This is a genomic window from Paenibacillus terrigena DSM 21567, assembly GCF_000374845.1.
GTDB lineage: Bacteria > Bacillota > Bacilli > Paenibacillales > Paenibacillaceae > Paenibacillus_K > Paenibacillus_K terrigena.
Window position 1 is genome coordinate 116,138 of the sequence record NZ_KB895417.1, and the last position, 22,015, is coordinate 138,152.

At 47.4% G+C, this 22,015-nt stretch carries 20 protein-coding genes; 16 read left to right on the forward strand and 4 right to left on the reverse strand.

Annotated features, from left to right (window positions below; all coding sequences use genetic code 11):
• Nucleotides 1-11 precede the first annotated feature (11 nt).
• The 6 genes from C558_RS0116685 to C558_RS0116710 all read left to right on the forward strand — a co-directional run bounded on the left by C558_RS0116685 (nucleotide 12) and on the right by C558_RS0116710 (nucleotide 5,529).
• Complete coding sequence (locus C558_RS0116685) at nucleotides 12-1,307, forward strand: ABC transporter substrate-binding protein (RefSeq protein WP_018757429.1); 1,296 nt, start codon at nucleotides 12-14, stop codon at nucleotides 1,305-1,307.
• A gap of 28 nt (nucleotides 1,308-1,335) precedes the next feature.
• The gene (locus tag C558_RS0116690; protein ID WP_018757430.1) at nucleotides 1,336-1,959 is read left to right on the forward strand and encodes a hypothetical protein; all 624 of its coding nucleotides are present in this window, start codon (nucleotides 1,336-1,338) and stop codon (nucleotides 1,957-1,959) included.
• Between the two features lie 79 nt (nucleotides 1,960-2,038).
• Nucleotides 2,039-2,374: an ArsR/SmtB family transcription factor gene (locus tag C558_RS0116695; protein WP_018757431.1), complete on the forward strand. Its 336-nt coding sequence runs from the start codon at nucleotides 2,039-2,041 to the stop codon at nucleotides 2,372-2,374.
• Nucleotides 2,349-3,059: an SRPBCC domain-containing protein gene (locus C558_RS0116700; protein WP_018757432.1), complete on the forward strand. Its 711-nt coding sequence runs from the start codon at nucleotides 2,349-2,351 to the stop codon at nucleotides 3,057-3,059. The genes C558_RS0116695 and C558_RS0116700 overlap by 26 nt, the downstream gene beginning before the upstream one ends.
• 50 nt (nucleotides 3,060-3,109) lie before the next feature.
• A complete protein-coding gene (locus C558_RS0116705; RefSeq protein ID WP_018757433.1) occupies nucleotides 3,110-4,069 on the forward strand; it encodes a carbohydrate kinase family protein in 960 nt (319 codons plus the stop codon).
• Nucleotides 4,070-4,413: 344 nt separating this feature from the next.
• Nucleotides 4,414-5,529, forward strand: coding sequence for an aminopeptidase (locus C558_RS0116710; protein WP_018757434.1), 1,116 nt, complete (start codon nucleotides 4,414-4,416; stop codon nucleotides 5,527-5,529).
• A gap of 78 nt (nucleotides 5,530-5,607) precedes the next feature.
• Here C558_RS0116710 and C558_RS0116715 read toward each other — a convergent pair whose 3' ends face one another.
• Nucleotides 5,608-6,582: a C40 family peptidase gene (locus tag C558_RS0116715; RefSeq protein WP_018757435.1), complete on the reverse strand. Its 975-nt coding sequence runs from the start codon at nucleotides 6,580-6,582 to the stop codon at nucleotides 5,608-5,610.
• A gap of 446 nt (nucleotides 6,583-7,028) precedes the next feature.
• On the opposite strand from C558_RS0116715, the gene C558_RS0116720 reads away from it, so the two are divergent.
• From C558_RS0116720 to C558_RS0116735, 4 genes are read left to right on the forward strand one after another with little or no spacing between them, the layout of a single operon-like run.
• On the forward strand, nucleotides 7,029-8,657 hold the full coding sequence (locus C558_RS0116720) for a spore germination protein (RefSeq protein ID WP_018757436.1): 1,629 nt from the start codon (nucleotides 7,029-7,031) through the stop codon (nucleotides 8,655-8,657).
• A 22-nt stretch (nucleotides 8,658-8,679) separates the two neighbouring features.
• Nucleotides 8,680-9,777 carry a GerAB/ArcD/ProY family transporter gene (locus tag C558_RS0116725; RefSeq protein ID WP_018757437.1) on the forward strand — a complete coding sequence of 366 codons (1,098 nt, stop codon included), beginning with the start codon at nucleotides 8,680-8,682 and terminating at the stop codon, nucleotides 9,775-9,777.
• Between the two features lies 1 nt (nucleotide 9,778).
• Nucleotides 9,779-10,999 carry a Ger(x)C family spore germination protein gene (locus tag C558_RS0116730; protein WP_018757438.1) on the forward strand — a complete coding sequence of 407 codons (1,221 nt, stop codon included), beginning with the start codon at nucleotides 9,779-9,781 and terminating at the stop codon, nucleotides 10,997-10,999.
• A 7-nt stretch (nucleotides 11,000-11,006) separates the two neighbouring features.
• Nucleotides 11,007-11,243, forward strand: coding sequence for a hypothetical protein (locus tag C558_RS0116735; RefSeq protein ID WP_156826156.1), 237 nt, complete (start codon nucleotides 11,007-11,009; stop codon nucleotides 11,241-11,243).
• Between the two features lie 55 nt (nucleotides 11,244-11,298).
• Here the strand turns inward: C558_RS0116735 and C558_RS0116740 are convergent, their stop codons facing one another.
• The 3 genes from C558_RS0116740 to C558_RS0116750 form a co-directional block, all read right to left on the reverse strand.
• Nucleotides 11,299-12,180 carry an SPL family radical SAM protein gene (locus C558_RS0116740; RefSeq protein WP_018757440.1) on the reverse strand — a complete coding sequence of 294 codons (882 nt, stop codon included), beginning with the start codon at nucleotides 12,178-12,180 and terminating at the stop codon, nucleotides 11,299-11,301.
• A gap of 24 nt (nucleotides 12,181-12,204) precedes the next feature.
• Nucleotides 12,205-12,474, reverse strand: a complete 270-nt coding sequence (locus tag C558_RS0116745; protein ID WP_018757441.1) for a zinc ribbon domain-containing protein — start codon at nucleotides 12,472-12,474, stop codon at nucleotides 12,205-12,207.
• A 68-nt stretch (nucleotides 12,475-12,542) separates the two neighbouring features.
• Nucleotides 12,543-13,433, reverse strand: a complete 891-nt coding sequence (locus tag C558_RS0116750) for a helix-turn-helix transcriptional regulator (RefSeq protein WP_018757442.1) — start codon at nucleotides 13,431-13,433, stop codon at nucleotides 12,543-12,545.
• Nucleotides 13,434-13,564: 131 nt separating this feature from the next.
• On the opposite strand from C558_RS0116750, the gene C558_RS0116755 reads away from it, so the two are divergent.
• The 6 genes from C558_RS0116755 (at nucleotide 13,565) to C558_RS0116780 (ending at nucleotide 21,966) form a co-directional block, all read left to right on the forward strand.
• On the forward strand, nucleotides 13,565-13,954 hold the full coding sequence (locus tag C558_RS0116755) for a hypothetical protein (RefSeq protein ID WP_018757443.1): 390 nt from the start codon (nucleotides 13,565-13,567) through the stop codon (nucleotides 13,952-13,954).
• 140 nt (nucleotides 13,955-14,094) lie between these two features.
• Nucleotides 14,095-15,480 carry an Ig-like domain-containing protein gene (locus C558_RS0116760; RefSeq protein ID WP_018757444.1) on the forward strand — a complete coding sequence of 462 codons (1,386 nt, stop codon included), beginning with the start codon at nucleotides 14,095-14,097 and terminating at the stop codon, nucleotides 15,478-15,480.
• Nucleotides 15,481-15,690: 210 nt separating this feature from the next.
• Nucleotides 15,691-16,668 (forward strand): aldo/keto reductase, encoded by a 978-nt coding sequence (locus C558_RS0116765; RefSeq protein ID WP_018757445.1) that lies wholly within the window; start codon nucleotides 15,691-15,693, stop codon nucleotides 16,666-16,668.
• Nucleotides 16,669-17,015: 347 nt separating this feature from the next.
• Nucleotides 17,016-18,830, forward strand: coding sequence for a sensor histidine kinase (locus tag C558_RS0116770; RefSeq protein WP_018757446.1), 1,815 nt, complete (start codon nucleotides 17,016-17,018; stop codon nucleotides 18,828-18,830).
• A 1-nt stretch (nucleotide 18,831) separates the two neighbouring features.
• Nucleotides 18,832-20,352, forward strand: coding sequence for a response regulator transcription factor (locus tag C558_RS0116775; protein WP_018757447.1), 1,521 nt, complete (start codon nucleotides 18,832-18,834; stop codon nucleotides 20,350-20,352).
• Between the two features lie 147 nt (nucleotides 20,353-20,499).
• A complete protein-coding gene (locus C558_RS0116780; protein ID WP_018757448.1) occupies nucleotides 20,500-21,966 on the forward strand; it encodes an ABC transporter substrate-binding protein in 1,467 nt (488 codons plus the stop codon).
• Nucleotides 21,967-22,015: the final 49 nt, after the last annotated feature.

The following is a 22,015-nucleotide window of genomic DNA, read 5'->3' on the forward strand; positions in this document are numbered from 1 at the left end:
GAGGGAATGAGATGAGAAAAAGTTCGATCGTATGTTTGATGGTTGCATGTTCCATGAGTTTGGCTGCTTGCTCTGGCGGGCAGAGCGGCGACGTGAAGAAAGAGGGAAAAAAAACCGTCGTCTTATCCGTCTTCAGCACTGATCCAGTCTATACACAGGCGGAGAAGAAATATGAAGCGAGTCACCCGAATGTGGATATTCAGATTAAGGCACATATGAAGGACCCGAATGCCAGTTATGAAGGGGAGGGGGAAAAATATATAAACATAACCAACACCGAACTCTTATCGGGTAAAGGGGCAGATATCATTGCCTTTGATGTGTTTGGGCTGCCTGTCGTGAAGTATGTCGATAAAAAAGTGTTGGTCAACTTGAGCGATCTGATGAAGCAGGATCAGTCCTTTGAAGCAAGCCAATATGAGATGAATATTCTGGACGGTGCCAAGATGAATGGAGGTCTCTACACGCTGCCTTTACGATTTTTCTTGGACAGGATGATGGGGGATGCCAAGGCGATTGAGGATGCAGGCGTGACATTCGATGATTCGAACTGGACATGGAATGATTTTACAACGGTTGGTAAAAGCTTGGCAGCTTCAGGGAAACGGAAACATGCGACGGGAAATACACCTCCGGAGCAGATGCTGAACTATTTGTTCTCGGATAACTATGCAGGGATTGTGAAGGATGAGAAGCGTTTCGACACGAACGCATTCTCAGCACTCATGAAGCAAGTGAAGAAGATGTACGATGATCAAGTCGTCACGAAGGCCGAGATTGCTGCAGATGAATCTTACTTTTTGCCTACCATGATTATATCTCCAGAAGATTATTTTGTTGGACCGGCCATGTTCTACGAGAAAGGGAAGATCTATAACAAGCCACGGGCTTTGCAGGAACAATCGGGAGGTTCATTCATCATGAATAGGACGCTAGGGATCAACTCGAACTCAGACGTCCAGGCGGAAGCGTGGGATTTCATGAAATTCCTGATGTCTGAAGAGGCGCAGACGCTGCCGGGATTGCAGGGCTTCTCCTTGAACAAATCGGTGAACGAGAAGATGTTCAAGGACCTTGAGAATAAAGGCTCGGTGGAATCGCCGACGGGATCTTCCGTACCGGTTAGCAAGGAAGACCTCGAAGTTCTTAAACAGATGGTCGTCGATACGAAGACAACGGTGAGAGAAGATATGAAGATTCAATCGATCATTGAAGAGGAAGCGAAAGCCTATTTTAGCGGGCAAAAGTCGGAGCAAGCGGTTGCGGAGCTGATCGCAAATCGGATCACAACGTATTTGAATGAGTAAATGAATCATGAGTAAAGGATGATGATGGATGAAAAAATGGATAACGGTGTTGTTATTAATCGGAGTTGTGGCAAGTGTCTCAGCTTGCTCGCTCCCAGGTGAGCAAGAAACAAAGACAGAAGTGAATATAGAGGCTGCGCCGCAAGAACAACAGGGTGGGGAGACTGCCGAGAAGGAACAAAGGAAAGAAGAAGGCCAGAAGGATGGGCAGGGCATGACCAAGGTATTCTCGGATCTGATGGCATTGAAGCTTCCGGAGGGCCTTGAGGCACAATCGTCAGGCTCCACAAATTCGAAATTGATCTATTCCGATAAAGCGAATCAAGTGAAGCTCGAAATGCTGCATGATCCTGAGCAACGGGTGACGGATGAGGATATCGATATGGGACGGTTGAAGATGAGAGGGATCTTCGAACAACAATATGAAGGTGTAAAATTAGAGTGGTTGAAGGATGAGACGCAGCAAGTCCATGGGAAGCACATCGCGTTGAATGAGGTCATCGTTCCATCCAAGGCAGGCGACACGTATCATCTCGTGGCTTGGGCGGAACTCGCCGGCGCTTTTCTGGAAATCAAATTCACATGTCCCGCAGATGTGAAGGGGGAATGGCAGAATGCTGTGCATGAGATGATCGATTCGATTCAGATGTAGGGAAAGTGCTGTTGACACGGGAAAAACGGTGCCATATACTCTTCATATAACCAAAAGGTTATATGAAGAGGTGGTACATATGACGGATATCTATCGAGCGATTGCGGATCCGATCCGCAGGCACATCCTTCGTAAAATTGCGCAGCTAGAATGTACCCAGCAAGAAATTGTTCGGGATTTTCCCATTTCTCAGCCTGCCGTGAGGAAGCATCTTGCCATCCTGCAGGAAGAGGATCTTCTGCTCGTTCGCCGAGAAGGCAAGTATTGTTACTACCGTTTGAACACTCCGGCATTTCAACAGGGCTATCAACATCTGCAGAGTGAGCTAGGCCTCATCTTGGAGGATAAGTTGATCCGATTGAAATATTTTATCGAGGAGGAAGATGGGGATGGGTCTGGAATTCACGAGCGTTAAGCGAGAGATTTACATTCATGATGCACCAGCGCGAGCATGGAGGGCATTAACGGTTCCTGAGGAACGGAATCGCTGGGAGACCAGACAGTGTAAGATTGATTTGGTTATTGGAGGCCAGGTTGAACTGGATTATGGCTGGGGTGTATCGTACACGGGAACGATTCGCGAGCTCGTGATCAATGAGCTGCTCGTCATTGAAGATGAGAATCGAGATCTGACCCGATGGACGCTTACGCCGCAAGGCGGCGGAACGGTTGTAGGAATTGAATACACTGGATTCTGGGCCGGAGATATGGGCTTGATGGGGATGGATAACATGGCTTTCGGCACCTACCAATTCATGCGAAATATGAAGTGTGTGCTGGAAGGGGAAGCTGATATCCGGGATACGTTCTGGAATAGCTGGATCGGCGTGAATCATCGAACTCTCTATGAAGACGGCGCCTCCGGTTCTAGCGTAGTGGAAGTTATCTCTCATACCCCTGCGGATGGGATCCTACACGTCGGTGATATTTTGGTTCGCATTCAGGACAAATCCGTGATAAAGTACGACGATGCAGAGTCTCTCATTACATCTGTGTATCCAGGTACGATTCTTCGAATTGTCTTGCTTCGCGCAGGAGATCTGATCGAGCTGGATTTGATTACAGTTCCTTTCGGGAAACGAGTAGTTTCTAAGTCATAGATGGTTATTGGACTAGACAATTATTGAAAGAAATGAAGGTGGATTCTGTTATGGCAGATGTGATAACACTTGGAGAACTTTTAATCGATTTTACGCCTTATGGCAAATCAGAGCATGGTCAGCCGTTGTTCGAACGCAATCCGGGTGGTGCGCCTGCGAATGTGGTTGCAGCGATTGCGCGGTTGGGAAGCTTATCAGGTTTTATCGGTAAAGTAGGCAACGATGCGTTCGGACAAGGCCTTCGCGACGCGCTTACAAGCAGTGGGGTCGATACGGCGGGACTCGTCCTATCCGAATCGGCTAATACGACGCTTGCGTTCGTGCACCTTGCGGAGGACGGCGACCGCTCGTTTTCCTTCTACCGCAACCCGGGTGCGGATCAGCTGCTGACGGAGGAAGAGGTGCCGTTTGCGAGCATTGCGGAAGCGCGGATATTCCATTTCGGTTCGATTTCGATGACGGATGAACCCGTCCGCTCGGCTACGTTAGCAGCAGTACACCATGCGAAGAAGCACGGTGTACTGGTCTCTTTTGACCCCAATCTGAGACCAGCGCTTTGGGCTAGCGAAGAAATGGCGAAGGAACAAATCTTCGCCGGTCTCCGTCTAGCCGATGTGGTGAAGGTTTCTGAGGAGGAGCTGGAGTTCCTCACGGGTACGGTGGATCTCGATGCAGGTTCGCAGATCCTGTGCGAGCAATTCCCGATTTCGCTGCTGCTTGTTACGCGCGGTGGTGCGGGAAGCTTCTACCGAGCAGGCTCGCGGACAGGTGAGCGCGCAGGATTTGCGGTTCAAGCCATCGATACGACTGGGGCGGGCGATGCGTTCATGGCCGGTGCACTGTACAGCATTCTGCTAGCGAACCAGCCGATACCTGCGTGGACCTCGACAGAGCTGGACGCGCTGCTGACGTTCGCGAATGCAATGGGCGCGCTAGCGACAACCCGCAAGGGGGGTATCCCAGCGATGCCAACGCTTACGGAAGTGCAAGCATTCATACAGTCGAATTAATAAGAAGGGTTTCTGAAGCATGTACTGAGCATGAATCAGGGACCTTTTTTGATTTGAGCTGTTGCAATGGACTCACGTTCCGCTAATGGATCAAAAGAGGCGTCCACAGGGGGGGCCTCGGACAGTAGATCCGTTAAATGGTTAATAGGACGTAGTGAAAGGTGTAATTCTAGCAAATAGCGACTCCTAGGTCCGCGTCTGTATAATTCTAGTAGGTTTAGCGAGTTTAGCGGAACCAATGTCCGTTATGCAGTGAAGGGACTCCGAATACAAATAAAGGAAATGAGCTTAACGTTCGCGAATATGGATAACGTTATGAAGCTCTCATCAAGAGGAGGTCAACCATGAAAGATCCAAGAATCGAGCAGCTTGCTAGAAACCTGATCCAATATTCCGTGAGGCTTGAGCCCGGAGAAAAAATATTAATCGAAGCGGATGGGCTTGAAGTTCCACTCGCGAAAGAATTGATTAAACAAGTGTATGCTGTGGGTGGCGTCCCATTTCTTATCATTCACAATCATGAGTTATGGCGAGAAATCATCCTGAATTGCACCGAAGAACAGATGGCCGCCATGGCTTCGTATGATGTAAATCGAGTGAACGATATGCAAGCCTACATCCTCATTCGAGCAGGGGAGAACATGAGCGAGTACAGTGGGATTCCGGCAGAGAAAATGGCAATCTACCGCAAACATTATGCACAACAAATCAACGGTAAACGGTATAACGATACGAAATGGTGTATTGTCCGTTATCCGAATCATGCGATGGCGCAGCAAGCGAACATGTCGCTAGAAGATATGGAGGATCTATACTTTAATGTCTGCAATCTGGACTATTCGAAGATGGATCGTGCGATGGATCATTTGGTAGAACTCATGGATCGAACGGATCGAGTCCGAATTGTAGGGGAAGGAACGGATTTATCCTTCTCTATTCTAGGCATGCCATCATTCAAGGATGCAGGACTGATGAATCTTCCCGATGGCGAAGTGTATACGATGCCAGTGCGAGATTCCGTAAATGGCGTCATCTCCTACAACACCCCTTCGCTCAAAGAAGGTTTTGTCTATGAGAACGTGTACCTAGAAATCAAGGACGGTAGAATTGTGCGTGCCACCGCGAACGATTCCGAGCGAATCAATAAACTGCTAGACATTGATTTCAATGCAAGGTATTTCGGCGAGTTCGGCATTGGCGTGAATCCTTATATCGAGAAGCCGATGAAAGACACTTTATTCGATGAAAAAATATGGGGCAGCTTCCACTTCACGCCGGGATGTGTACCAGCGCTATCGCCGGGCAACGAGAACTTGTCGGAGCTGCATTGGGACATCGTGCAAATTCAGAGACCAGAGTATGGCGGCGGGGAAATATGGTTCGATGATGTATTAATTCGTAAGGACGGGATGTTCGTTCCTGAAGCATTACAGGCGTTAAATCCAGAGAATTTGAAGTGACTTAGAGATGTGGAGCGGTATGCGGATCGTCGAACGACGCGTACTAACGAGTCCTGGGGATCTGCGTCTCTGATATTGTTATAGAATTTCTCTAGCGGTTACATATCTGCGAAGCCAATACGGTGTTCTCCATGTCGTAATCGTGACGCCCGGGGGAGATTTATACGTATTTAACATTCTACCGTTGCCAATATCTATGCCTACATGCCCAATTCGATTATCTGAGTAACGGTCACGCCGAAAGAAGATTAAATCGCCCGGTTCAATGTTGCGGATGTTAAGTGCTCGACCCTTGCGCGATTGTAATACACCGGTGCGAGGCAAGAAAATGCCATTTCGTCTAAAAAGATATTGCGTGTAGGAGGAGCAGTCGAACTTCTTACTCTGCGGATATGGTGCAGCACCAAATTGATAAGGAGTTCCGATCAGCTTTCGACCGAGTGCGATGATTTTGGGAGCAAGCTCGACGTTCTGCTTGATTTGAATGGATCTGGATCGCTTCCCCGTCCGTTGTGATGGCGAATCAAAATCTAGGGTTGGAATGACGATCTTTGTTCCGGGAGGAATGGGCTGGCGTAAATTTTTATTTTTGGACAACAGTTGCTTGACAGAGGTGTTAAGTAATTTTGCAATACTGCGCAAAGTATCACCTTGCAGTGCGATGAAAAAACGTCCTGGTTGATTTATACGTATCTCCTTTTTTATTATACTTAGCTTCACATCCACATTGAACAAACGGTTGATTGAGCGAAGGCTTATGAACTCCCGCTTGTTGAATGTAATTATAGGGTCGATACGAAACTTAACGCTTTCACTTATAGCTGTGGTACCCTTAAGCGGAATTGTAACAAACTCAGAACCATCTGTAACGGTTAATTGGAGGCTATTGGATCTGTAACGATCATATTCTAAGATCTCCAATACATCATTTAACGATAGATAGTAGATACAATTGTTGTTAAGGAGTGTAGTTGCCGGAAAAACTCTTCTTTTTGTGTTAAAGAAATCTTTCTGAAATAGCACCATCCTGACTTTGAGTTTCTTCGTGCCCATTTCGTAATCACCTCTTCACAGTTTACATGACTATAATATGTTCCATTGATCAACATGGTTGTTTAGACGGATAAATAGGCTCATTAAGGATGATTTCATATAGGGCTCCAATAGCGGACAACAGCATGAATATGGTTTGATGATGAATTAATTCGAAAAGACGGGTGGGGGTGTTTTGGTATGCGGATCGGTCGAACGACGAAGATCATGTGACGTTCAACAATGCATCGATCCATTTCAATAGGCCTTGTAAATTAATCGGATGGATATGAAATCAATTGAACCATTGTTGCCCCTTTCTTATGCACTAGAACCGTCCGGTATGTTCTCCGGGCGGTTTTTTTGTGAGCTCAACCATGGACTATCACCAAATTTATGCATTAAATAGCGATATTTGGAAACGATAAGGGTACTTTTTGCACACTATCTGTTCATATGAGGGGATTATGGATATTTTCAACAACCAAGAATCGAAGGGCCAATCCGCTAACGGCGTCAATAATAACAAGACAGAGGGAAGCCAAAACAATGCTTCAGGGGAAAAACAGGCTCAATTGATCTCGTCGGATCTGCAATCCAATCTCGATATGCTTCATACCCGACTGGGGAAAAGTCCGGATATTGTTATTCGGAGGCTAGGGGATCCGGCGGATGGTATGAATAGGAACAGCCAGCAATTTGCGCTGGTGTATGTCGATGGGTTAGTCAATGGTGCAAGCGTTAATGAGTTGATTGCTGAATTATCGAAGCAAACCGAACGCGACATGAACAAGCTGCAGAACGGTGAAAAATTCTATCAGTTCTTGAAGAATCATGCGCTTGCGGCTGGGGGAGTTACGGAGACCGATCAAGAGGACAAAGTGCTGCTCTCGATTTTCAACGGAAATGTGGTTGTTCTAGTCGATGGATGCGCCACATCACTCCTCGCAGATATGGCAGGCGGGAATTTAAGGTCTGTCGAAGAGCCAAGCTCGCAGACGGTTATCCGTGGGCCGAAGGATGGCTTCACGGAAAGCTTGCGAACGAACACATCGTTGATTCGGCGCAAGATCAAATCACCCGATCTTCGCATCGATGCCAAGGTCATAGGGACGCAGACGAAGACCAATATCGCTGTTGTCTATCTAAAGGGTGTGGCGAAAGAAGAAATTGTACAGGAAATCCATCGCCGGCTCGATTCGATCCAGATCGATGGCGTCCTAGAGGGCGCATATATCGAGGAATTTATTCAGGATGCGAAGATTACCGTGTTTCCAACGATGATCAATACCGAACGGCCAGATGCCGCATCCGCGGGGATTCTCGAAGGACAAGTGGTCATTATCGTGGACGGATCACCGTTTGTGCTGCTTATGCCCGTCACGTTCTTTAAATTCTTCCAATCTAGTGAAGATTATTATCAACGTTACGATATCTCCACGTTCTTACGGATGATTCGTTACGTATCGTTTCTCGTATCGATGCTGCTGCCATCCCTGTATATTGCCATCACGACGTTTCATCAGGAAATGCTGCCAACCACGTTGCTCATTGGTCTAGCCGCACAGCGGGATGGGGTCCCGTTCCCGGCGCTGCTCGAAGCCTTGTTGATGGAGATGACCTTCGAGGTACTCCGTGAGGCCGGCGTTCGAATGCCTCGCGTCATTGGTCCCGCGATATCCATCGTAGGGGCGCTGGTCTTGGGTCAGGCCGCTGTACAAGCAGGCCTCGTCTCGGGAGCGATGGTTATCGTCGTGTCGTTTACTGCGATTGCAAACTTCGTTATCCCGGCGATCAATATGGCCATTGCGGCCCGTCTAACCCGGTTCTTGCTTATGCTTCTTGGTGCGACGTTAGGGCTATTCGGTATCATATCGGGTCTGATGTTCTTACTGATTCATATGGCGAGTCTGCGCTCCTTCGGCTTTCCATACATGGCACCGTTAGCGCCGCTGAGTTATAACAGTCTCAAAGATATCTTCATTCGTGTGCCATGGTGGAAAATGAATACGCGGCCTGAAGCGGCTACGGACAATATCGCAAGGCAGGAGAACGCAGGACAATCGAATCCATCTGATCATCCATCAAACTCATAGAAGAAAGGAAGGGGGGGGACTCATGATCATCAAAATGACGAAGCTGCAGGGGATCTTGTTAATGATGAGTACCATTGCCCCAACAGCAATCTTGTCGGTTCCGAGTGTGGTCGTCCAGTTGTCGGAGCAGGATGCCTGGGTATCCATCATCATTGCAATGTTGGCGGGAGTCTTGTTCTCCCTCCTCATCGGGTCCATCTGTAGACAGAATACACAGACAACGTTCCTAGATTGGCTAAGAGTTCGATTAGGCAGTAAGATAGGAACGGTTATCGGTATTCTACTCACGTACTATTATTTGATATCCGTCGTGATCGAAATGCGCGAATTTGTTAATTTTATCGGCGAGAATGTATTGTCTAGAACGCCTGTCTATTTCCTCTTAATTATTACGGTAGCCGTTGTCATGTATGGGGTCAGCCAAGGGATCGTCAACATTGCTCGTGTCAATTTGATCGTCCTTCCGGTGTCATTGCTCGTATTTATCGTGACGGGGATTCTGCTGCTCAAGAACATTCATATCGAGAACCTGCTTCCCTTGTGGGAACATCCGCTGCACAAAGTCGCGCAAGGCAGTATGACGCCAACCACGTGGCTCTTGCAAGTGTCTATCCTCTTGTTGATAGCGCCCTTCATGAGTAAACCCGCAGAAGCAGGAAAAGTTGGTATGTGGGGGATCGTATTAACGAGCATCGAACTAGGAATCATTGTTGTGGCGGCGATTACGATCATCGGATCACGTCTTATCTCGATTATGTCGTATCCGACGTTCTATATGATTGGGATCATTCAAATCGGAACCTTTCTAGAACGCATTGATCTTCTGTTCATTTCGATCTGGATTTGCATGATGTATGTCAAAATGTCCATCGTGATGTTCGCGACGTTCCATTGCTTCATTCATACGTTCCGTATCCGCAATGAGAAGCCGTTTCTGCTATGTCTTGGACTTTTTACGGTATTAACGACCTTGTATGCTTGGCCGAGGTCTGTAGATTTAGCTTATTTCTCAAAAACAGCACTGATCCCTTATGCCATAACGTTTAATGTCCTTATTCCCCTTGTCATTTGGCTTCTTCTTCGCTTTATTAAGCCAAATCCGATGAAAGCAGGGAAATAACATGAAGAAAATAACGGGAATTATCGTGCTGCTCCTTGCATGCAGTCTCATATCGGGTTGTTGGAATCGAATTGAGCTTAACGAGTTGTCGATTGTCTCGGCTACATCCTTCGATTTTAATGGCAACAAATGGGTGAATTCTTATCAGGTCATCATTCCGTCGGCAATTTCGTCGGGTACAGGTCTTGCAGGCGGCGGCGGCTCACAATCCCCTGTTACGGTATTCTCCACAGAGGGGAGAACAATTCGGGAAGCCGTCGGGAAGAGCAGTATGGAGACGCCGCGACAGATGTTTTTTGCCCATAATAGTGCCATAATTATTAGCGAAGAAGTCGCTCGGCATGGGATTAATGAGATTCTTGATTTGCATTACCGGAATACCGATGCCCGCGAGACCGTCAGTATCCTAATTACGCAAGGCAATGCAAGATCGATTCTGGAACGATTAGTCCATACGGAGAAAATACCAGGTCAAGGGATTCGTGGGATCCTCAGCAATGAATCACGTAATACGTCGATCGTTCCAAGTGTCATGTTGTACGAATTAGCGATGGCAATCTCGAGTGACGGGAAAGGTGCTGTGATACCGGAAATTGTCTTTGCGGGTAACGACGAGGACGGTAGATCACTGGATGTCCTAAAAAAAACCTATGAGCAGGCGAAGTTAAGAATAGGAAGGCTTGCCGTAATGCGTGGGGATAAATTTGCAGGCTGGTTGACGCGGGAAGAAGGGCTTGGCGTCTCTTTTATTGCGAATAAAGTGCGTTCCAGTAATCTGGCATTCCGATGCAAACCAGGGGACAAGACCTATAATATGACCTTTCGCCTCCAGACTTCTGCCACAAAGTTGAAACCCACGTTGCGTAACGGCAAGATGACCATGGGGATCGATATTAAAGGCGCGGGGTATCTCTTGGAGAGCAACTGCGTGACGGACCTCACTCAACCTGCAGCGGTCAAACAATTGGAACAGCAGCTGCAAGAGGAAGTGAAGCAGATGGTGATCCGATCTTGGGAGGCGGCGAAGCGGCTGAAAGTAGATGTATTCGGGTTCGCTGATGCCGTTCATCGCAAATATCCGAGGGAATGGAGAAGAGTAAAAAATAATTGGGAAGAAACTTTCAGTAAAATCCAAATTGAGCCCCATATTAAGATTTCAATGGATCGTGTTGGGCTCACCAGCAAAACATTCAAGAGTTCAAATTCTGATAATGCGAGATGATTCTACCATGAAAACGGGATTATGGATTTTGTTCTATGTCATGCTGCTCTATATCGGCACCCGTACGATACGAAGTAAAGGTTATACCAAAGAACTTGTCTTGTACGTTTGTGTGGTCGGATGGTGTATGTATTTAAGTCTAGCGGACATCTACGCATGGCCCATGCTGACCATTGCTACCCCAATGAATGCTGTCTTTACGCCTGTAGGCAAATGGATCGATCAACTATGGAAGGCTGGGTAAGTATATATGAATCCTTTGCCTAGAAAATGAGGAACAGGTCGGACCATGATTTTTGCTAGAATAATTCAAGCTGCTCGGGTCCTCGCTCCCACTTGTAAGCAGCGATGATCTCCGGCATGCGATAAGTTATCCCTCGCTTCTCGCATTCCTCTTGGAAGACCCATTCTAGCTGCTGCTGACGCGTCGACATGCAGCCGTAGCGAATCCCGTAGGTGCGAATATACTGCGCTTTGAGTCCTGGATACAGTTTGTCCAACCAACGAAAATAATGCTCTCGTTGGTTCTCCCTCAGTGTCATTCCAAACGACGGGTAAATGTATTTCGCTCCAGCCTCATAAGAACGACTTATAATCTCACGAATATTGGATGCATGATCCGTAATGAACGGTAGGATAGGCATGAGCAATACCCCGGCATAGATTCCGGCTTCGGATAATTCCTTCAGGGCTTGGAATCGAGCCGAAGCCGGAGAGACACGCCGTTCAATTCGCTGACTCAGTGTATCATCTGCTGCGGTGATCGATAGACTGACATTCACAGGCGCCTGCGTCTGGATGTGGGCGAGACGTTCGATATCCCGCGTAACAAGCTTACTTTTGGTCGCAACCGACACGCCGAACCCATACTGATGAATGAGCTTGAGTGCATTTCTTGTGAGCTGATGATCCGGTTCATCATGATTGTAGGGATCGCTCATCGAGCCCATGCCAATGACACCTTTATGGCGCTTGCTGGCAAGCTCTCTGCGGAGGATGTCCTCCGTGTTGGCTTTACCACGCACGATGTCAAAATGCTCAATCCCGTAACAGCTGCTCCTGGAATCGCAGTATATGCAGCCATGGTGACAACCACGGTACAAATTCATCGTATAGTCATGTCCGAACCAATCGTAATGCTTATTTTTGATCAGCAGGCCTTTGGTATGTACCCATTCCATCTCGCTCACCTGTTATGTTTGAATTTATTGTGCTGCCCAGCGCTTCAGCTGTGGGAAAAAGTTCTTCATACTGTGCCTCGCGGCTTCTTCGGTCATCCCCGGATTCCCATCGACCATATGTGGCACACAGGATTCAATCATTTCTTCCATCGACATCTCCGCTGTAAAATTGCCCTCTTGGTAGCAATACGTACAATATGTTTCGTTTTTGCTTCCATCCGCATTGGTCCCGAGCAGCTCCTCGTTCCCTCCCATTGGCATGCCACAGCTCTGACAAAATGTTGTTGATTCCATCTCATATCTTCCCCTTTCGCGTTGTTAGGTTCATTGTACGAGATGTAATGTGACAACTGAATGTCATATTATAAATATCGCTTCGCGGCGAGTTGGAGCCGTTCACTGATGAGGGTACGAAGACGTACAGGTTCTAACACCTCGGCATAATGGCCGAAGGACAATACATGGCCATACACCCACTCATCCTCGGGGTATTCGGCTGTGACGATGAAGTTACCGTCATCATCTCTCGTGAGTTGACGCTCGTCATATTCATCGTAGAGCCGATAGGCTTGCGAAGCATCGATGCGTAGAACTAGCCGCACGGCTGGGGCTTGAATTGCCTGTTGCACATGGAACGACGGAGGAAGCTCGCGATCGAAGTTCTCCTCGAGCAGCTCGATGTGCTTCATGCGCGTTAGCTTGAACAGTCTCATGGCTTGCTTTTGCCGGCAGTAGCCTTTGATGTACCAGGTTCTATGTTTGAACCATAGCTGAAGGGGCTCGACGGTTCGTATGGACTTCTCGCTGCTACTGTTGAAGTACACGAACCGAATGACCAAGCGTTGTAGGATCGCGGTACGCAGCAGCTGGTAATGGTCTGAATGTTCCTCACCCCAATGGGACAGATCGACCTCGATCCAACTGGGCATCGTCTTATTGAAGAAGCCGCTGAGCTTCGCGAGCACTTGCTCCATATCGCCCGTGACGGCATTCAGCCCGGATAGCGATGAGAGAATTTCTTCTTGCTCTTGTTCGGATAACATCGACTTGTTCAGGACGAAGTTATCGAGGAGGCGAATGCCGCCGCCTTTACCTTTGAGCGTATAGACCGGTATGCCGGCTTCGCACAAGGTATCAATGTCCCGGTATACCGTACGCGGAGACACTTCAAAATGGTCAGCAAGCTCCTTGGCGGTGACCGTCTTCTTATGCATGAGGAGATAGACGATCTCGAACATACGATGGATTTGCATGGGTTACATCACCTCCACGTCACTATATCATAATTCATCATTTGGAAGATGGTGGATTTATGCAGATAGATCATATAATAGTGGAAAAGGATTCTTATTTTAACCAAATAAGGAAAAGTCAGGTGGGTGTCATGAACGATTTCATAGCGCAGCAGTATCGTAGAGGACGTACGCTTGCAAGAGGGTTAACGCTATTAAATTTGGCATTAATCTTGATTGTTGAGATCTTAAGCTTAAGAGAGGGCGTATATTCGAATCTCCTCGGGAGCATTGTGTGGATTGTCATTTGCATAGGTATCTATCTCGGTAGTGTAAAAGCGAAATGGGTGTTCATCGTGTTTTCTATCCTGAACATGCTTTTATTCATCTGTGGACTGTTGCTGAGCACGATTAGCGGGCAGTTCACTACAGGTCTATTTATTGTCTCCATATTAACGTTAGTCTGCCAGCTCGTGACTTCGATACTGCTCATTTCCTCTTCGAGTGTGAATGATTTTCTCTATAGACAAGCGAATGGATAACGCATCAGGTGTACTCGGATGGCATCCAATTTTATTTAAAAGCAACAATTTTTCTCATTAACAGCCGTTATATGAAGTAGAGCCTATCCGAATAAGGCATCGAAAATGATATAACCAGGCAGTTGTGAGAGGAGAAACTTATGAAGTCAGTATTTGAATCAGGAAAAGGCCAATTTCGTATTGGAGTGTTAGTTGTATGTTCTATGCTGATGCTGATCTTTGCCATATCATGGCCGGCAAGCGCACAAGCCAAGAGCAATGCTGTGGCGGCTTCATTTAAATTGATAGCTGCGCCCCAGTCATTAGATCTCATCATTGGACAGGAAACCAATCTTCCGAAAGTAAACGCTTTGTATAAGGACGGCAAAATCGAGGACGTGACTGGATCCATCACGTGGCAGTCCAGTTCGGATGTGCTGAATATCAGCGGAGGCAAGGTGAGCGGCAAATATGCAGCCACAGCTAAGCTGAAAGGTACATACGGCAATCAGACGGTTACCGTTCCCGTTCAAATCCAAGAGGATTTCGTGAAATATGAAACGGAGCCATCTTCCGTCACATTAAGTGCAGGTTCCTCTAAGCCGATTAAAGTAACGGGCTACTACGCAAGTGGGAAAAAAGTATCGCTCACAACGAAAGTGACGTGGAAATCCGGAAATGATCAAGTAGCGCGGGTTAGCGGCACGACGATAAAGGGCGTGGCGGAAGGTAGCACAACCGTTACGGGCGTTATGGGCGAGAAAAAGTTCGAGATTCCCGTGCAAATTACACCGAAGATTATCAAACTAACCGTAACCCCTGCGAAGCTGGTTCTGACGCCCGGTAAATCGGCCACGTATTCCGTTCAGGCGGTTTATGAAGGTGGACGCACGGTGGATGTCTCTTCCCAGGTGACGGCTATAGCAGACGGCAAAGGCATTCAAGTGAGCAACGGCACAGTATCGGCGACCGGTCAGTCACAGGGACAGGCCAGCGTCAAACTGTATTATGGAGGAAAAGGCGTGTCGCTTCCAGTCACCTTGCAGGAGAGCTTGGTGAGTATTGAAGTGCAGCCTGCCTCTCTCCTGATGGAAGCAAGCTCATCTAAGCCCATCAAAGTGATCGGCACCTATTCCAGCGGTAAAAAGGTGTCGCTTGCAAGCAAGGTGGCATGGACATCCGCAAACGCGCAAATTGCCAAAGCCACAGGATCAAGCGTAAAAGGATTGGCAGAAGGTACGACAACGATCGTCGGCAGGTACGGTGATCGCACATTTGAGATCCCGGTCCAAGTCACGCCTAAGCTGCAGAAGTTGAAGGTCACGGCATCGACATCAAAGCTTGCTCTAAATCAGACAACAACTTATCAAGTACTAGCCGTGTTCAGCAGTGGGAACAGCTCCGATGTAACGTCGCTCGCAAAGGCAAAGTCGAATGGTAAGGCGACTGCCAATCAGGGCACGATTACCGCGGTGAGCAAAGGCAAGGACGTCATCACATTTAGCTATGGCGGTAAAAATATATCTTTGCGTATAACGATAGAGTAGCATCGAGACGTTATAAATAATCTTCGAATCCCCCAATTTATGCCCTAGTGCCCTTAGTGTACTAGGTTTTTTTCTCGTGTTAAAATTTGTCCGGACTATTTAAGCGAAATATCGCGAGCATGTAAAAAATTCGTGAGATCGCATTCAACCTGTGTATAATGGATGTGAATATGGTCATATTTCTCACATACACAGGAGGCGACACAACTTATGAAGATCATACCTTTACAACAACGCGGTATTGCTGCAAGCCGAGTAATTATGGGATGCATGCCGTTCGGTGGCGGATGGAACCGTGACCCACTTTTGGCGGAAGATGTATTGAAGGCGGAGAAGGCGTTGGATGCAGCAATGTCCATCGGCATCTCCATGATCGATCATGCGAATATTTATACGATGGGTAAAGCAGAAGAGGCCTTCGGTCGCATTCTGAAGAACAGACCTGAGCTGCGTGAACAGCTCGTGATTCAGACCAAATGCGGCATTCGATTCGGAGAAGGCGACGTTCCTGGACGATTTGATTTCTCCAAAGAGCATATCCTAGAATCCGTCGATGCTTCACTTAGCCGTCTAAGCGTTGATTATCTGGATGTGCTGCTGCTGCACCGTCCAGACCCTCTAATGGAGCCTGAGGAAGTGGCAGAAGCGTTCGGCAAATTGAAAGCATCGGGCAAAGTAAGATATTTCGGCGTATCGAATATGAGTGCGGCGCAAATTCGTTTCTTGCAGAGCGCATTACCTGAGCCGCTTGTCGTGAATCAGCTGGAAATGAGTCTTGCGAAGCTCGATTGGCTCGATCAAGGGGTTCATGTGAACCAACAAGCAGGCGTGAATGTGAACTTCTCCGAGGGGCTGATGGAATATTGCCAGATGGAGAAAGTTCAGATTCAAGCTTGGGCACCGCTTGCGCAGGGTCGATTCACAGGCCGTAGCGTGGAAGGCGAGCCTGCGAATATTCAAGCCACAGCAGCGATGGTTCAGCGGATGGCAGCGGAGAAAGGTACGACGCCGGAAGCGATCGTGCTGGGTTGGCTGATGCGTCACCCTGCAGGGATTCAACCGGTGATTGGATCGTCGAATGTGGAGCGGATCTTGGCGACAAAGGATGCTGAGCGCCAAGCACAGCTGATGACGCGCGAAGAGTGGTATTCGCTCTATGTTAGTTCGCGTGGCGTGAATATGCCTTAAGCTTTCGAATTCGAAAGACATATGGTTTATAGGTAGTGAAGTGAAAAGTGCGATCCAAGGGAGAAACCCTTGGATCGTTCTTGTGTTGGTGCTGCGTCGGTGATCGATGTGGGTAGGTCTGCCGTGTGTACACGGATCGTCCGGTGTTGCTATACAAAAAGACCAACTCCGCACCGATGTAGAACTGAAAGGGGTTATCAGAGGGTGGAGGAGCGTCAGCGACCGGAATCTCCAGCCATTCCCCACCTATGCGCTAAAGAACGGGTGTCGACCCGTGGTGTCATTTCGACTTCTGTGCAAGTCGTGATATAATCAACTACTGACTAACGTATGAAGGGATGTACAGGATGAAATTAGGCAGCCTCTACCGCACACATTTTCAAAACAACTTGTTCATGAAGCTGATTCTTCTGTTCTCCTTCATCACGATCGTGACCATTATTACATTCTCTTATTTGATGTTCCGCTCCATGTCCGAGACGGTGATTAATCGGGAGTTGGAAAGTCAACAGCAAGCGATGCAGCGCGTCAATAGCTATATTTCGTCGAAATACGATGCCGTGCACATGATGGTTGAAGGCGTGTACCGAGATTCGGCGTTGTCGGCGGGCGTAACGTATTTCCTAGAGCATCCATTCCAAGAGTACATCCAGTATAATCTGGATCAATATTACCGAAATTCGAACAGTGTATGGTCGGAGACGCTCCAATATTTCAAGAACAAGATGGAAGACGACGAGGATATCAGCAACCTCATCCTATACAGCTCGGGACAGCAGACGATGTACGAATATAATCAGTACCAGCAGCTCAAGGTACGGAAGACGGATGTCGTACATACCTATATCCCCGACGTGATGGCACTGGAAGGCGGCAACATTACGCTCCCGAATCCATGGGTGCGCAAGGCGCTCGATCAGTGGAATACGCATTTGTTCTCGCTTCGCCTGCAGCTCAATGATAAGCAGTCCCTGACGAATATCGGCCAACTGCTCGTGTTCTACAATTCGGACAGCATTTGGAAGACACTCATCGATTTGAAGGATACGCTCAAAGGCCGGATCCTCGTGCTCACGACCGATGGCGGCGTATTGTTCGATTCCCTCGGACAGATGTACGGGCAGACCTACCCGGATATGACGGCGATTAACTCTTTCTATGAGAGCAGTGAGCTGGTGAATAATCAGTATATGACCAAGCTGACGCAGAATAAAGGTGGCTATATGGTCCTCGGCATGATCTCACAGGAGGAGATGCAGGCCTCCTATAACGGCGTACGCAATACGATTCTAAGCGTCAGCGCCATTTGTATCCTTGTCGCAATCCTGTTCCCATCGATCTTCATCATACGGTTCGCTAGACGGACGAACGAGATTATTCGCTTCACCCAAGAGGTGAAGGAAGGGAACTTGACCGCCCGTATTCATGATCCGAAGGAAGATCAACTTGGACAGATTGCACATAGCTTCAATGATATGCTGATGGATCTGAATCAATACATCGATCGGGTTTATAAGGCAGATATTAAGCAAAAGCAGACAGAGCTTATGGCCTTGCAAGCGAGGATCAATCCACATTTTCTATATAACACCCTAGAAGTCATCCGGATGCGGGCGATCTCGCAAGGAGCACAAGATGTTGGGGAGATGATCTACAGTTTATCGGCGCTATTCCGCAGCTTCGTGCACCAGAAGGAGATTTATTTGCTGAAGGATGAGCTTGAAGCGTGTCGATTATATTTGGAATTGTTCCGTATCCGATACAAAGATAAATTCTCGTACACGATTGAATGCGACTTCGAGCTTAGTAACAAAAAAGTATTGCAGATGTCGCTTCAACCGATTATTGAGAATTATATTGTCCATGGGCTTCGCAGCGATCAGATGGATAATGTTATTCATATCCGCGCGATGCGCTGTGATGAGGGGATTCTCGTACAGATTGAGGATAACGGACATGGGATTGCCGTGGACCGATTAGAACAAATTCGTGCCTCGCTGCACCCTGATGCGCCAGAAGGCCAATCGTTCGGACTCCGTAGTGTACATGATCGGCTTCAGCTTTTGTACGGCAGTCCCTATGGGATTGAACTTCAGAGTCGGGATGGGGAAGGCACGATTGTGAAGGTGCTCCTGCCAGACATCGAAGAGAAGGAGAGTTAAGATGTATAGAGTATTTATTGTCGATGACGAGCCCTTTATTATCGAGGGCCTATACGATATTATCGATTGGTCCGGGCTGGGTCTCGAGATAGTCGGCCATGCCGAGAACGGACGTAAGGCACTGGATGCGATGAAGCAGACGCTCGTCGATATTCTGATTACGGACATTTCGATGCCCGTGATGAATGGCCTTGAACTCATTCGCGGAGCGAGAGAATTCCACGATGAGCTTAAGGTTATCGTGCTTAGCGGGTTTAATGAGTTCACGTATTTGAAAGAAGGTATGCGTCTCGGGATTGAGAACTATCTGCTCAAACCGATCAATGTCGAGGAGCTGCGTGCAACGCTGCTGAATACCGTTGAGAAGCTGAATACGTTCCGAGAAGAGCGAATGATCACGGAATTCAGCACGCAAATTCTGAAAGACAATACGCTCCATCGCTGGGTCACGAATCAGATCGGTCCCATGGAATTCAAGGAACGGATGGATCTGCTCGATATCACGTTCAATGCACCTTATATTGCGGCCGTCGTATTCAGTCCGGAGAGCAAGCAGCCTGAGGTGTTCGAACTCGTTGCAAGACAATTGAAGCATCACAAGACGTATACCTGCTTCCGCGATATTGATGGGGATCTGATTTTGCTTGCGTGCATCCAGGATCCTGACCAAGGATTTACAGAGCTGAAGGCGTGGTTGCAAGAACTGCATGATCGACTCAGTAACTACCATCCGCTTCGGATCTCGATCGGCAGTATGGAATCTCTTCCTCAGCACGCAGGGACAAGCTACTTGAATGCGAAGAAGACGCAAGCCTATTTCTGGATTTATCCGGACCAAGATATGATGGATTATAGTGAACTTCCGATTCGACAGGAGCTTGAACGGGTTGATTTTACACTGGATTGGGCACAGTATACCAAGCTGCTTATTGCCAAAGACCACGAAGCGCTGCATCAATTGATCCGAGAGGATTTCAGCCGAATTCAGAGTCTCCCGGGCATCATGCCGCATGATGTGCAGAACATTGCGCTTGAAATGATCGTTCGGTTCAAGGTGGAACTGAAAGCGATACGCCATACTGAAGAGACGGATCTGTTCCATGACGCATTCGATCAAGTTCGGACAGCAAGCACGATTGACGATTTGAGTGAAGCCATTCATAGCGTGTGCGATACGGCGGTCGAATTTCTTATCTCCGATGTGAAGAGTCCCGTTGTGCAGCAGGTGCTCAATTACATTCACAAATCGTACGCCGAAGAATTGTCGCTCAAGCTAATGGGCCAGCAATATAACATCCATCCCGTGTATTTAGGGCAGTTGTTCCACAAGGAGACGGGCGAGACCTTTACCGAATACATTAATAAATACCGGATTGATAAAGCCAAGGAAATGTTGAAGACCACGCACTTGAAAGTCCACGAAATTGCGCGGAATGTGGGCTATTGGGAGACAGGTTACTTCTACAAACAGTTTAAGAAATATGTGGGAATCTCCCCAACGGAATATAAAGGGCTACTCTAAACAATAATTAGAGTAGTCTTTTTTTTCTTTAGTTTGGACATAGATCATTTACTTTGTCGCCTATTTGAAAATGCTTTCATGAGGTACTGTAAATATATCCCCAAACGGGGGTCAGTCATTGAGAAGTACAACAGGAGGGAAACAAAAATGAGTAAAGTGAGAAAAAGTTTTGTAACAACTTTAGTGCTGATGTTAGCGCTATCATTATCCCTAAGTGCATGCGGGGGCAAAAAAGAAGAGAGCACTGGAACACCTGAGAAACCCGTAGAACTGATCTGGTACACGATCGGTACACCACAAAAAGATGTGGATCGTGTTATGGAAGAGGTTAGCAAATATACAAAAGAGAAAATCGGCGCAACTGTAAAAATGAACATGATCGACTGGGGTGACTACACTCAGAAAATGCAAGTTATGACAGCTTCGGGTACACCGATGGACCTCATGTTCACGTCATCATGGGCATTCGACTATGTACAAAATGCACGTAAAGGCGCATTCCTACCGATCGAAGACCTACTACAGAAACAAGGAAAAGGCATCGTAGACACACTTGATCCGGCATTCCTTGAAGGCTCCAAAGTTGACGGACACAACTACGGTGTTCCTGCGAACAAAGAGCTTCCAGCACAATCCGTATGGCGCTTTAACAAAAACCTTGTTGATAAATACAAATTGAATCTGGATAACGTAGGTTCCCTAGAAAGCCTTGAGCCTTTGCTTAAGACCATCAAAGAAAATGAGCCAGGTACTTATGCGCTTGCAGTAGACAAAACATTTAACCCAATCGTTCCTTTCGATTACATCATCGAGAACATGCCGATGGCGGTTAAAGTTGGCGATAAAGATCTGAAAGTCGTTAACATCCTTGAAACACCTGAGATGAAGCAAACGCTTGCAACCATGCACAAATACTACAAAGCGGGTTACATCCCAACAGAAGCTGCAACACTGACTTCCTTGTCTGATGTACAAGCTACAGGCAAATGGTTAACAGATAAAGCAACGAACCAACCATTCGCAGATAACCTTTGGTCCCAAAGCCTTGGCTACCCAGTCGTATCCAAAGCTGCTAGCCCAGCGTTGATCTACAACTGGTCCGTTATGGGTTCGATGCAAGCGATCTCTGCGAACTCGAAATACCCTGAGAAAGCAATGGAATTCTTGAACTTGCTGAATACAGATCCTGTACTTCGTAACATGATTGACTCGGGTATCGAAGGCGTTCACTACAAAAAAGTAGGCGACGATGCCATGGAAAACTTGCCAGAATCCAAGAACTACGATATGCCGACATTCTCCCTGGGTAACGTAATGCTCACATACCGTGACAAGAATGACCCTGAGAACAAATGGGACGAGTTCAAAAAATTCAACGATTCGGGTGAAAAAGCACCGCTTCTAGGATTCAACTTCGATCCATCCAAAGTAACAACGGAAATCGCGGCAGTACAAAACGTTAAAGAAGAATTCTGGGCATCGCTTATGACAGGAACTGTGGATCCAGATAAATTCATTCCACAAGCAACTGCGAAATTCAAAGCTGCTGGCTTAGATAAAATTATTGCTGAAGCACAAAGTCAAGTGGATGCTTGGAAAGCAACGAAGAAATAAACGTCACAAGATATAAATGAATTGGGCGGATGTTGATCATTCGCCTAAT